The following is a 281-nucleotide window of genomic DNA, read 5'->3' on the forward strand; positions in this document are numbered from 1 at the left end:
GATGTCTCGGTGGTCGAGGCCGACGGCAGCGTCAGCCGCTTCACAGTACCGTTTTCGGCGGTGCCCGAGTCATTGCGACCCGGGCTGTCGCGCTACAGCATGGCGCTGGGCCGAAGCCGTGACTTCGGCGACCACGACCCGTTCAGCGAGATGACCTACCAGCGTGGCCTGACCAACAGCGTGACCGCCAACAGTGGCTTACGGGTTGCCGAGGGCTACCAGGCGCTGGTGCTCGGCGGCGTCTACGCCAGCACGCTCGGCGCATTCGGGTTGGATACCAC

Annotated in this window: 1 protein-coding gene; it reads left to right on the forward strand. The window is 66.5% G+C overall.

Annotated elements, in window-relative coordinates:
• Positions 1–281: fimbria/pilus outer membrane usher protein (locus EE949_RS29015; protein ID WP_164666857.1), on the forward strand; the 281-nt coding region annotated here is incomplete at both ends.

This window comes from Pseudomonas viridiflava (genome assembly GCF_900602065.1).
GTDB lineage: Bacteria > Pseudomonadota > Gammaproteobacteria > Pseudomonadales > Pseudomonadaceae > Aquipseudomonas.